The 12,132-nt window shown below is 40.2% G+C and carries 13 protein-coding genes and 2 pseudogenes; 14 read left to right on the top strand and 1 reads right to left on the bottom strand.

The window, feature by feature from the left end:
- The first annotated feature begins 59 nt into the window (after positions 1-59).
- The 6 genes and pseudogenes from HMPREF3249_RS08940 to HMPREF3249_RS08915 all read left to right on the top strand — a co-directional run bounded on the left by HMPREF3249_RS08940 (position 60) and on the right by HMPREF3249_RS08915 (position 6,385).
- Positions 60-2,048: an ABC transporter permease gene (locus tag HMPREF3249_RS08940; RefSeq protein WP_059220480.1), complete on the top strand. Its 1,989-nt coding sequence runs from the start codon at positions 60-62 to the stop codon at positions 2,046-2,048.
- A gap of 146 nt (positions 2,049-2,194) precedes the next feature.
- Positions 2,195-3,586, top strand: a complete 1,392-nt coding sequence (locus HMPREF3249_RS08935; protein WP_059220482.1) for an APC family permease — start codon at positions 2,195-2,197, stop codon at positions 3,584-3,586.
- A gap of 524 nt (positions 3,587-4,110) precedes the next feature.
- Positions 4,111-4,794 carry a S41 family peptidase gene (locus HMPREF3249_RS08930; RefSeq protein WP_224785103.1) on the top strand — a complete coding sequence of 228 codons (684 nt, stop codon included), beginning with the start codon at positions 4,111-4,113 and terminating at the stop codon, positions 4,792-4,794.
- 59 nt (positions 4,795-4,853) lie between these two features.
- Complete coding sequence (locus HMPREF3249_RS08925; RefSeq protein WP_059220484.1) at positions 4,854-5,282, top strand: GNAT family N-acetyltransferase; 429 nt, start codon at positions 4,854-4,856, stop codon at positions 5,280-5,282.
- Between the two features lie 12 nt (positions 5,283-5,294).
- Positions 5,295-5,755: pseudogene (locus HMPREF3249_RS08920) on the top strand (GNAT family N-acetyltransferase).
- Positions 5,752-6,385: pseudogene (locus HMPREF3249_RS08915) on the top strand (RpiB/LacA/LacB family sugar-phosphate isomerase). Before HMPREF3249_RS08920 ends, HMPREF3249_RS08915 begins: the two co-directional pseudogenes overlap by 4 nt.
- A gap of 144 nt (positions 6,386-6,529) precedes the next feature.
- Here HMPREF3249_RS08915 and HMPREF3249_RS08910 read toward each other — a convergent pair.
- A complete protein-coding gene (locus HMPREF3249_RS08910) occupies positions 6,530-6,733 on the bottom strand; it encodes a cold-shock protein (RefSeq protein ID WP_059220486.1) in 204 nt (67 codons plus the stop codon).
- A 191-nt stretch (positions 6,734-6,924) separates the two neighbouring features.
- On the opposite strand from HMPREF3249_RS08910, the gene HMPREF3249_RS08905 reads away from it, so the two are divergent.
- From HMPREF3249_RS08905 to mtnN, 8 genes are all read left to right on the top strand, one after another.
- Complete coding sequence (locus HMPREF3249_RS08905; protein WP_059220488.1) at positions 6,925-7,161, top strand: DUF2829 domain-containing protein; 237 nt, start codon at positions 6,925-6,927, stop codon at positions 7,159-7,161.
- Positions 7,154-7,852, top strand: coding sequence for a 3-oxoacyl-ACP reductase (locus HMPREF3249_RS08900; protein WP_059220490.1), 699 nt, complete (start codon positions 7,154-7,156; stop codon positions 7,850-7,852). Before HMPREF3249_RS08905 ends, HMPREF3249_RS08900 begins: the two co-directional genes overlap by 8 nt.
- Before the next feature lie 13 nt (positions 7,853-7,865).
- The gene (locus HMPREF3249_RS08895; protein WP_059220491.1) at positions 7,866-8,657 is read left to right on the top strand and encodes a GNAT family N-acetyltransferase; all 792 of its coding nucleotides are present in this window, start codon (positions 7,866-7,868) and stop codon (positions 8,655-8,657) included.
- Positions 8,632-9,075, top strand: coding sequence for an ASCH domain-containing protein (locus tag HMPREF3249_RS08890; protein WP_059220493.1), 444 nt, complete (start codon positions 8,632-8,634; stop codon positions 9,073-9,075). The genes HMPREF3249_RS08895 and HMPREF3249_RS08890 overlap by 26 nt, the downstream gene beginning before the upstream one ends.
- A gap of 449 nt (positions 9,076-9,524) precedes the next feature.
- Positions 9,525-10,904: a bifunctional UDP-N-acetylglucosamine diphosphorylase/glucosamine-1-phosphate N-acetyltransferase GlmU gene (gene glmU, locus HMPREF3249_RS08880; RefSeq protein ID WP_059220497.1), complete on the top strand. Its 1,380-nt coding sequence runs from the start codon at positions 9,525-9,527 to the stop codon at positions 10,902-10,904.
- Between the two features lie 8 nt (positions 10,905-10,912).
- The gene (locus tag HMPREF3249_RS08875) at positions 10,913-11,464 is read left to right on the top strand and encodes an NUDIX hydrolase (RefSeq protein WP_059220500.1); all 552 of its coding nucleotides are present in this window, start codon (positions 10,913-10,915) and stop codon (positions 11,462-11,464) included.
- Positions 11,465-11,474: 10 nt separating this feature from the next.
- Positions 11,475-11,783, top strand: coding sequence for a cell wall synthase accessory phosphoprotein MacP (macP, locus tag HMPREF3249_RS08870; RefSeq protein WP_003039966.1), 309 nt, complete (start codon positions 11,475-11,477; stop codon positions 11,781-11,783).
- Positions 11,784-11,834: 51 nt separating this feature from the next.
- On the top strand, positions 11,835-12,132 hold a 298-nt coding region (gene mtnN / locus HMPREF3249_RS08865; protein ID WP_142350237.1), incomplete at its 3' end, for a 5'-methylthioadenosine/S-adenosylhomocysteine nucleosidase.

Below are 12,132 nucleotides of genomic sequence, written 5' to 3'. Positions count from 1 at the left end.
GCAGATGTTCCAAGAAATTTCAGATACCTTAACGGTCATGGCAAGTGAGGTGAGTCAAGGTGTTTAGATTAGCAGGAAAACTAGCGATTTCTAACCTAGTGAAAAATCGTAGATTATACTATCCGTTTGCGTTGGCAACTTGTTTAGTCGTCGCTATTTCATATATGTTTAATTCTTTAACGTTTAATCCTCATTTACAAAAAATGCAGGGGGCAAGTTCTATTTCATTTGTCTTGGCTCTTGGAGTGATTATTGTGACGATTGCTGCAGCGATTATCGTTTTTTATGCTAATAGCTTCGTCATGAAAAACCGTTCGAAAGAGCTAGGCCTTTATGGAATGCTAGGGCTTAATAAACGTCATCTCTTTACAATGGTGTTCATTGAGTTATTGATTTTAGGAGCGACGACTGTCACGATTGGTCTTGGATTTGGTATTGTATTTGATAAACTGATTTATGCCTTTTTACTGAAATTGATGGGGTTAAAAGTTGTTCTAGTATCCACGTTTCAATGGTTAGTTCTTATTTCAGTTGTTGTCATCTATGGCGTTATTTTTGCGGGCTTGGTGCTTGTCAACGGTTTGAGGATTCTACGTTTTAATGCTTTGCAGTTGGCTAAGGAAAAGAATAGCGGTGAAAGAAAAGGACGATTTCTTCTGATTCAAACGATTATTGGATCGATTTCTTTAGGCTATGCTTATTACCTAGCTCTGAGTGTCAAAAATCCATTGACAGCAATTGGTATATTTTTTATAGCTGTTCTCTTTGTTATTTTAGGGACTTATCTGCTGTTCAATGCAGGAGTTACGGTATTTTTGCAGTTGCTCCAGAAAAATAAACGATATTACTATCAACCAAACAATATGATTTCTGTGTCCAATTTGATTTTTCGGATGAAGAAAAATGCGGTTGGCTTAGCAACGATTTCGATTTTGTCAACCATGGTCTTAGTCACCTTAGCTGGTGGTATTAACATCTACGCTGGTGCTGATTATCTGAAAACAGTGATGTACCCTCAAGACTATACTATAAAGGGAAGTGAAGTATCAGCTGCCCAATTGGAACAAGCACTGACAGAGTTTGCAAATGAAAATCATCTAAAAGTTACTAAGAAAAGCGCCTATCAATATTATTCGATGGGAATTAAAAAACAAGACGGTAATCAGCTTGATATTTATCCAAAAGGTGAAACACGAGTTTCTCCACAAGCTTACATTCTTCTATTTTCAGTTGCTGATTATCAAAAGATGACTGGCAAAACGTTGGACTTGAAAGACAATGAGACAGCAATCTTTGCAAAAGGAATGTCTATTAAACAAGATCAACCTCTTAAACTGATTGGACAAGAATTGACAGTGAAAGAACTTTTAACAGAGGACTTTGTTCTTGGAAATGTCGTAGATCAGTATAATATCATTGTGCCGCAGTCTCTTTTTATGGTTGTCAATGATCCACAAAAGATAGTAGATGCACAAAAGGAGCACTACACAATTAATACAGAGTTATATGGCAGCTTGAATATCAGGGCTTCTAATAAGAAAAAGGGCGATTTGGATACAGCTTACCAGAAGAAGCTGAAACAGTTCAATACGACGCTCCCCGATAATGCCGGTGTGTATGGTTATACAAGAATCCAAGGTGTGCAGGAAATTATGAGTATGTTAGGTGGCGTTTTCTTTATTGGTATTTTCCTTTCAATTGTCTTTATGCTGGGAACGGTTTTGGTAATCTACTACAAACAGATTTCAGAAGGATATGAAGACCGTGATCGCTTTGTGATTTTACAAAAGGTGGGGCTGGATAAAAAGCAGACCAAGCAAACTATTCGCAAGCAAATTCTGACGGTGTTCTTCTTGCCACTCATCTTTGCCTTTGTTCACCTAGCTTTTGCTTATCATATGCTGAGCCTTATGTTAAAAGTTCTGGGGGTCTTAAATGCTGCATTGATGTTGGAAGTTACGCTTGGCGTTTGTGCTGTTTTCTTTATCGTCTATGTACTTGTCTTTCTCATCACATCACGCAGTTATCGTAGAATTGTGTCGATGTGAGTTAGCGATAGGTACGGATAATAGTGAAAAGGAGTAGGGCTATTCTTGCTCCTTTTTCAATTTATTTAACAAAAAAGAGGGACGTTTGATTCCTTTTTGATTGCTTTTATGGTAGAATAATTCAATCTAATAAATTGGAGTTTAGGATGAATATTTTTCGTAAAAAAGATGTCAGTCGAGATCGGACTGGCATGCATCGTCATTTACGGTTGCTTGATTTGATTTTGTTAGGAATCGGCGCTATGGTGGGAACGGGGATTTTCACGATTACCGGAACGGCGGCTGCAACTCTAGCTGGTCCAGCTTTGGTGATTTCGATTATTATTTCTGCTCTTTGCGTGAGTATTTCTGCTTTCTTTTATGCAGAATTTGCGTCAAGAATTCCTGCAAATGGAGGTGCTTATAGCTATCTCTATGCTGTTCTTGGAGAATTTCCAGCTTGGATAGCAGGTTGGCTGACCATTATGGAATTTATGACGGCGGTATCTAGTGTTGCCTCTGGTTGGGCTTCCTATTTGAAAGGCTTGCTGAATGGATTTGGTTTGAGTATGCCAAGAGCGCTCAATGGAACCTTTAATCCGCAAGCGGGAACCTATGTAGACTTACTGCCGATTCTTGTTTTAGTATTTGTGACGGGTGTAGTTTTATTAAATTCTAAAGCAGCTCTGCGATTTAATTCCGCTTTGGTTGTCTTGAAGTTTTCGGCGCTTGCCCTTTTTATCTTTGTAGGGATTTTCTTTATTAAACCTGAAAATTGGTCTCATTTTGCCCCATTTGGCTTTGGAAAATTATATGGTGGCAATGTTGGAATTATGGCTGGTGCTTCTCTGATGTTCTTTGCCTTTTTGGGCTTTGAGTCTATTTCTATGGCAGTGGACGAGATTAAGGAGCCACAAAAAAATGTTCCACGAGGAATTGTGCTATCTTTGTCCATTGTAACGGTACTTTATATATTGGTGACACTGGTTCTGACAGGGATTGTTCACTACAGCAAGCTAGATGTGGCAGATGCTGTCGCGTTTGCGCTTCGCAGTGCTGGGCTTGGCTGGGCGGCTAATTATGTGTCAGTGGTGGCGATTTTGACTTTGATTACCGTTTGCATTTCCATGACTTATGCTCTGTCGCGCATGATTTACAGCATTGCGCGTGACGGTTTGTTGCCAAAGTCTTTTAGAAAATTAACCGCTACCAGTCGTGTACCGAAAAATGCTACGATTTTGGTAGGAATAGCTGCAGCAGTTTGTGCGGGGATTTTTCCGCTAGCCAGTATCGCATCCTTTCTAAATATCTGCACCTTGGCTTATCTGATTTTGTTAGCAGTGGCTATTTTGAAGTTGCGCAAGGATAAAGGACTTCCTCAAGCAGGGGAGTTTAAAACTCCTTTGGTACCTCTGACGCCAATCTTATCCATTATTATCTGCCTGTCTTTCATGAGCCAATATGGCTCTGATACTTGGCTAGCATTCGGGCTTGCCTTACTAGTTGGAACAATTATCTATTTTATCTATGGCTACCAACATTCGGAAATCAATTGGTGAGTTTACCTTACAAAAATGTAAGAAATAATTGTAAATTGTAAGATGAGGTTAGGGGAAAGTCCCAGCTTCATGCATTTTATAGTTTGGGTTGTAAGACGCAGTGGTTGGTTGGATATCCTTATCTCTTGTTATACCGGTGATAGCGGCTATCCTAACCAACTGTGCGGAGGTGGGACGACGAAATCAAATTTTTCGGATTATTGATTTCTGTCCCACTCTCATTTTTCCATATAATAGTGATAATAAAGTAAGTGATGGAGGAAAAAATGAAAAAAGGATGCATTGGTTGTCTAGGTGTGCTAGGAGTATTGTTTTTAGCGGTATTGGGAGCAGTGTTATATTTTGGTCCTAATTATAATATCTATCTTTTACCACCTAGTCCTGAGTAATACGCAAAATCTGCTCTAAATAAGATGAATTCTGCTCTTTATATTGATGAAAATTGGTCACAAGAAAAGGAAAAAGCATTAAAATAAGTCAAATCTGCCAAAACGTATGCAGATACCTATCCAGTTCTAAAAAGAATGACAAAACTATCAGGAGGAAAACATTCTTATTTTTATACACCGAAGGAATTTAAAACTTCACAAAAGGAAGAGAGCCGGCTTCCTGTCATAAAAAATGAGAATGATATTCCATACTTGAAATTACCTCCTTTTATGGGAAACGAGAAAGAGGCTAAGGCTTATCGTACAATGCTACATCAGGCATTGACGAAGGAAACTTACAAGAGAGTAATTGTGGATTTTGAGAATAATAGCGGTGGCAATATGTATCCTATGATTGGTGGATTAGCTGCTATTTTGCCTAATGGAACTCTCTTTCAATTTGAATACGCAAATGGGCAAAAAATAGGTACTACTTTATCACAAATATTGGCAAGCAAGCAGACAGAAGAAAAAAATAGTTCTAAAACAATTCCTATAGCAATTCTAGTTAACGGTAATACAGCTAGCTCTGGTGAAATGACGACATTAGCTTTCAAAGGCTTACCAAACGTTAAAATTTTTGGCAAGCCAACAGCTGGCTATACAACAGGAAATATGGTTTATTCTCTTTATGACGGGGCAACAATTCAGCTGACGGTTTCTCGGATTATTGACCGAAAGGGTAATCGTTATGAAAATACTCCAATCGAGCCAGATATCGCTACAACTACGCCATTGAATGATGCTAGAACTTGGTTACAAGAGCAAATGTCGAAATAATCTCTAAACAGCGATTACCGCTGTTTTTTGCTATAATAGAAAGAAAAAGAGGTGCGAATATGATACGATCTGCAGAACTTTCAGATGCAGCGGCTATTCAGGAAATCAATGCAATTGCTCTCGGTTATGATTTTGGCTTGATAGAAACTCGTCAGAAACTATCAGAGCTATTGGATAGGTCTGATCATTTTATCTTGGTAGCTGAAAATGCAGCAGGTCAAATTGTCGGCTATGCCCATGCAGCTAGCTACGATTGCTTATATTTTCCGTCTTTGCTCAATTTGCTGGCTTTGGCTGTTGCTCCAGATTTTCAAGGACAGGGATATGGCAAAGCTTTGATGCAGGCCATTCGTGAAGAGGGTGTGGCAGCTGGTTACACAGGTATTCGAATAAACTCTGGTATTTCACGAATGAAGGCTCATGAGTTTTATCGAAAATTGGGTTGTGAGGAAAAAGCTGATCAGAAACGTTTTTATTGGGAATTTTGAGAAATGATATCTATGAAGATTGAACCATTAAGGCAAAGTAATGCAGAAGAAATTGCTAATAATTGGCATTATGAAGGAATTTATAGCTTTTATGATATGCAAGCAGATCCTGAGGATTATGAAGAAATTTTATCTCCTGAAGCGCGTGGCAATCACTATTATCAAATTCTCAAAAATGATGAATTATATGGCTTTTTTTGCTTGTTTCCAGTTGGCAAAGACAAGCAAGAGCTAGGTTTAGGGATGAAGCCAGAGTATTGTGGTAAAGGTCAAGGGGAAGAGTTTTTACAAACCATTCTGCAGTTTATTGAAAAAATATCTCAGTAAAAAGCCTAACTCTCTCAGTTGCAGATTTTAATCACAGAGCTCAAAAGCTCTATCTTCGCTGTGGTTTCAACGTGATTGGGCGGCAGCCTCAGGAAAGCAATGGCGATAGTTACCTTTTTGTCAAAATGGAAAAGGAGTTGAAATGAGAGTTGCGGTTATCCAAGGAACCACTCGAAGAAATATGAATTCGTTGCTATTTGAATCTGTAAAAAAAGCAGTCCAATCGTCTGACGAAGTGCTGAATTTTGGTATTTTCGAGGAGGAGAACGAGCAGTATTCTTATGTTGAGATAGCGATGATGATTAGTCTCTTAATAGAAAGTGGAGCAGTGTGTTGTAACAGGTTGCTCTTCTGGTCAAGGTATGATGCTTGCCTGTAATAGTTTACCAGGTCTTTTGTGTGGCTATATAGAGACCCCACAAGATGTTTTCCTCTTTGGACGAATCAATGGAGGAAATGTTGCTTCCCTGCCATTAGGGTTGAATTTTGGTTGGCAAGGAGAATTGAACCTGCAATATACATTGGATAAATTATTTGATGGTGAGTTTGGTATGGGCTATCCTGAAAATGAAGCGGAAAGAAAAAGGTTGGAAGCAAGTGCCCTAAAGGATTTGAACCGTTTAACGAAACGCAATTGGGAAGAATTAGTAGAACAACTTCCAACTGATACTTTCACTAAATTGTTGCAAAGAAAGATAGTGATGAATGCTATTATAACGAATGGAACCAATGAAGAGTTCATCCGTTTGCTGAAAGCAAAAATAGGTATAAAGTGAAATGAAAAAGCGGAGGTACTAAGTAGATGTCCCTACACATTTCATTATCTTTGCAATTTTGACTGTTTATGGTAAAAATTGAGCTTGACATTATAACGTCATTTTAAAACAAGACAAGACTGGGATTTCCAGTCTTGTCTTGTTTTATGCTAATGTTGTAATATTGACTGCTTGAAGACCGCGCTGACCTTCTTCAATGTTAAACATTACTTTGTCACCTTCATTCAGTGATTTGAATCCGTCGGATTGAATCGCTGAAAAGTGAGCAAAAACGTCTGGTCCGTTTTCTTGTGAAATAAAGCCGAAACCTTTTTCAGCATTGAACCATTTTACTGTACCTTGTGTCATACATCTTACTTCCTTTCTCTAAAATGTTGCGTAAAAAATAGAAAAAGTAAAGATGAAAAACAAAAATACTCACTCAAAATTCATTTACTCTTGCTAGTCTAACAGAAGAAAGAATAAAAAGCAAGGAAAAGCCAGCGATTGGCAATATATTTTGCTATACTAGTAATATGAAAAGCAGAAAGAGGTATATCATGACATTTGAAGAAATTTTACCGGGTTTGAAAGCCAAAAAGAAATATGTCCGCATAGGCTGGGGCGGTGCTGAGAATTATGTCCAGCTTTTTGACAGTATTGAGCAGAACGGAGTGGCGCTTGAAGTGACTCCGTACTTTCTCATCAACGTGTCAGGCGAGGGAGAAGGCTTTTCCATGTGGAGTCCGACTCCTTGTGATGTCTTAGCAGATGACTGGGTGGAAGTTCATGATTAAGACAGTATTGGTGACGGGAGTCAGTTCAGGGATTGGACGAGCACAGGCACGGCTCTTTTTGGAAAATGGCTGGCACGTCTATGGTGTAGACCAGTCTAAAAAACCAAACCTGACAGGAGATTTTCATTTTCTTCAACAAGATTTAACGCTGGCGCTTCAGTCAGTTTTTGACTGGTGTCCCCAGATAGATGTCCTCTGTAATACAGCTGGAGTGCTGGATGACTACAAGCCCTTACTGGAGCAGACTGCTCAGGAGATCCAAGAAATTTTCGAGATTAACTATGTAACACCAGTAGAGCTAACTCGTTATTATCTGACGCAGATGCTGAAGAAACAATCAGGCATCATCATCAATATGTGCTCAATTGCATCTAGCTTAGCTGGCGGTGGTGGTCATGCTTACACTTCTTCCAAGCATGCTCTGGCAGGATTTACCAAGCAGTTGGCACTGGATTATGCGGAGCAGGGAGTGCAGGTTTTTGGGATTGCACCGGGCGCAGTTAAAACAAGTATGACAGCAACGGACTTTGAGCTGGGAGGCTTAGCCCAATGGGTAGCAGACGAAACTCCCATCAAGCGTTGGATAGAACCAGAAGAAGTTGCCGAGTTGACCCTCTTTCTCGCCTCGGGAAAAGCTCAGTCCATGCAGGGCGAGATTGTCAAGATTGACGGTGGCTGGAGTTTGAAGTGAAGAGGCAAGTAGAATGAAAGCAGTGAGCATTGAGCCAAGACTGCAGGAATGTTTCCAACATTGGCAAAAGAACATGGTGAGATATGGTTTGAAGGCGAAGTTAGGGCAGTTTTATACAAATGAAGACGAGACTGCCGTTTTGTATGAACAAGGAGATTTTCTCTTTTTGGCTGGGCAGGCAGATATGGCATTACTGGCGGATTATAGGGACTTTTGTAAGCCAGACTACCGCATTCTCATATCTGAAGAGGCTTCTTGGCAAGGCTGCTTGTCCTCTTGTCCAGCCTTATCTCCTTTTACCCGTTATGCTTTTAAAGATGAGGCAGATTTTGATGACAAGGTTTTGAAAAACATCGTGGAGCAGTTATCGGAGCAGTTCTGTATGGAGGCAATTAATCAAAGAACCTATCAAGAACTAGCTCAGGAAGAATGGTCTCAGGATTTGCAGGGGAATTTTGCAACTTTTAAAGACTTTCAAGAAGGCGGAGCTTTTGGCTTTGTGATCCGGAAGGGTCAGGAAATCGTCGCTGGGGTCTCGACAGCACTTGTCTACCAAAAAGCCATTGAAATTGAGATTGCAACAAAACCGACTTATCAACAGCAAGGTTTAGCTACTGTTCTTGGGGCGAAGATGATTTTGGCATCCCTGCAATGCGGCGTTTTTCCGCTCTGGGACGCCCACAATGAAGCCTCAAAGAAAATAGCTGAGAAGCTAGGTTATCAATGTTTAGGAGCTTATCCAGCTTATGAGTTGAAATCAGTAACAGATAGGAGAAACCATGACCCCAGAACAATTATGGAATGAATACAAAACAATCAACCCCGCAATCGGCGACAAAATAGACGCCTGGGCATTTGGTGTAGAGCCAGATCAGCTGGCGGATTTAGTTTTGAAAGGAGAGAAGACTGCGACGGCTTCGGTCTACGATTTGTATCAGATAGATGGCGAGCCGATTCCTCAAGCAGGAACCTTTGATGTGATTTTAGACGGTCAGGGTCAAGCTGTCTGTATCATTAAAGTGACCAAGGTAGCGGTTGTCCCTTTCAATCAAGTGTCTGCAGAGCACGCTTTTAAAGAAGGAGAGGGAGATAAATCTTTGGCTTATTGGCGGAAGGTGCATGAGGAATTCTTCACGGAATGGATGGCTGAAGCCGGCTTAGCTTTCTCAGAGGAGAGAAGTGTGGTCTTGGAGGAGTTTTGCAAGGTTTATCCGATAGATTAGAAGACTGTGCCTTATAATTCACTCAGAAAAAATCCAACACAAACAAGGTTTTTTCCCAGCCTCCTATGACAACTGGCAAGAATAACCATGGATTCTGACTTCTCCCAGATAAAAGGAGACAAATTTCTCATGGAGGAAGTGCCCATTTGTAGCAAAATCCGAATTTTCACATAGAGGATTTGTTTTTTTTGATAAGCCGCGAACTTTTTCATGTATTCTGGACTTTTTAGGAGCAAAAAACAAAATTTCCTGTGGGAAATGGTTTTTTTGAGAAGAAAAAGGTATTTTTCCATGAAAAGGGTCTTCTCTAGAACCGTTTGGGAAACTTTTCAGACGGATTTATTCGGAATAGACAGCTGAACGCTCGATTTCTTTTTTTAATTCCTCATTTAAAAAAATTTTGTTTAATGATATAATAGTAGTGACATCTTAGAGAAAAGAGACGATTTATGACAAACTATGCAATTATTTTAGCAGCTGGAAAAGGCACTCGCATGAAATCAGATTTACCAAAAGTGCTTCACAAAGTTGCTGGAATTTCAATGTTAGAACATGTATTTAGAAGTGTTTCTGCTATCGCACCAGAAAAGACTGTGACAGTGGTCGGGCACAAGGCAGAGCTGGTGGAGCAGGTATTGGCGGGGCAGACAGAATTTGTTCGTCAAACGGAGCAATTAGGAACTGGTCATGCTGTGATGATGGCAGAGCCTGTGCTGGAAGGTTTGGCAGGGCAAACATTAGTCATTGCAGGAGACACTCCGTTAATCACAGGTGAAAGCCTGAAAAATTTGATTAACTTTCATGTCAACCACAAAAATGTTGCAACGATCTTGACAGCAGAAGCGGAAAATCCATTTGGTTATGGGAGGATTGTCCGTAATCAGCAGGAAGAAGTGCTCAAAATTGTGGAGCAAAAGGATGCTTCGGATTTTGAAAAGCAAATCAAAGAAATCAATACAGGAACGTATGTTTTTGATAACGCTCGTCTTTTTGAAGCCCTGAAAAATATCAATACCAACAATGCGCAAGGAGAATACTACATCACAGATGTAATCGGCATTTTCCGTGAGAATGGCGAAAAAGTCGGCGCTTATACTCTGAAAGACTTTGATGAAAGTCTTGGTGTCAATGACCGCGTGGCATTGGCAACGGCAGAAAGTATTATGCGTCGTCGAATCAATCAAGCTCACATGGTGAATGGCGTTAGTTTTGTAAATCCAGAAACGACTTATATTGATGTAGACGTACAGATTGAACCAGAAGTACAAATTGAAGCCAATGTTACCTTGAAAGGTCAAACGAAAATTGGCGCAGGCAGCATTCTGACAAATGGTACGTATATTGTTGACTCTGTTATTGGTGAACAAACGGTTATTACCAATTCGATGATTGAAGAGTCTACAGTTGCAGACGGTGTAACGGTGGGACCTTACGCTCATGTTCGCCCAGATTCAAGCCTTGCTAAAAACGTACATATTGGTAATTTCGTTGAAGTGAAGGGCTCTTCTATCGGTGAAAATACCAAAGCTGGGCATCTGACCTATATTGGTAATTCTGAAGTGGGTGCGAATGTTAATTTTGGTGCTGGAACGATTACAGTTAATTATGACGGACAGCACAAATTTAAGACCGTCATTGGGAACAATGTCTTTGTAGGTTCTAATTCAACCATTATTGCGCCGGTAGAACTTGGGGACAATTCTCTTGTAGGTGCAGGCTCAACCATTACCAAGGATGTGCCAGCTGATGCGATTGCTCTTGGTCGTGGTCGTCAGATCAATAAAGAAGAATACGCTAAACGCTTGCCGCATCATCCAGATAATAAGTAGGAATTGCTATGGATTTTGAAGAAAAAACACTAAAACGAACAGAAATTTACCAAGGTCCTATTTTTAAACTTGTAAAAGACGAAGTTCAGTTGCCAGCAGGAAAAGGAACAGCTTACCGTGATTTGATTTTCCATAATGGAGCGGTGGCAGTTATCGCGCTAACACCAGAAGATAAAATGATTTTGGTTAAGCAGTACCGCAAAGCTATTGAAGCAACCTCTTATGAAATTCCAGCTGGAAAGTTAGAGGTTGGTGAAAATGCGGATCCTAAAGCTGCTGCTTTGCGTGAATTGGAAGAAGAGACCGGCTATACAGGTGAATTGGAATTGCTCTATGATTTCTATTCGGCGATTGGCTTTTGCAATGAGCGAATCAGACTTTATAGCGCTAGCCATTTGACAAAAGTTGAAAACCCTCGTCCACAAGATGAAGATGAGACATTGGAGCTGTTTGAAGTAACCTTGGAAGAAGCGAAAGCGCTCCTTGCTAGTGGTGATATTTGTGATGCAAAAACCATTATTGCACTCCAATATTGGGAAATGAAAATGAATCGAAGATAGGGGAACGCTCATGGGAAGACCTTTATTAACAGATGAAATGATTGAACGGGCAAATCGTGGTGAAGATATTTCAGGTCCACCTTTGCATGATGAGGAAGAAACCAAAATTTTAAAAACGACTAGAAGTCAGTTTGGTGATTCTTCTCCAACTAGCGGTTTCAATCAAGATACGCTGCAAATTGATGTAGAACCAACGGTGACCAAGAGCCGACGTATTGAAAATGCAAAACGCGGAGTATTCCAAGCGAAATTAAACAAAATTCTATTTTGGATTGTTCTGCTTTTGATTGCTTTGATTGCTGCTATTATTTGGCTATAAAAAGCGATAAGCTCGACTTTCGCTTTTTTTGTGATAGAATGAGAGGAAATAATGAAAATCGGAATTATTGCGGCCATGCCGGAGGAACTAAAAATCTTAGTGGAAAACTTGGAAAATGCTGAAAAGCACTTACGTTTGGGGCATGTTTATCATACGGGAAGTATCGGTTGTCATGAAGTTGTGCTGGTCGAAAGCGGAATCGGAAAGGTCATGTCTGCTATGAGTGTGGCTGTTTTGGTCAATGAGTTTAAAGTGACGGCTGTCATCAATACAGGTTCTGCTGGTGCGGTAGCTGAAGGTTTGCAAATCGGCGATGTTGTAGTGGCTGATCGGCTAGTGTACCACGATG

This window comes from Streptococcus sp. HMSC36C04 (genome assembly GCF_001839535.1).
In the GTDB taxonomy this organism is placed as follows: domain Bacteria; phylum Bacillota; class Bacilli; order Lactobacillales; family Streptococcaceae; genus Streptococcus; species Streptococcus hominis.
The sequence above is the reverse complement of the archived record's forward strand: the minus strand, read 5'-3'. Positions and strand labels throughout refer to the sequence as shown.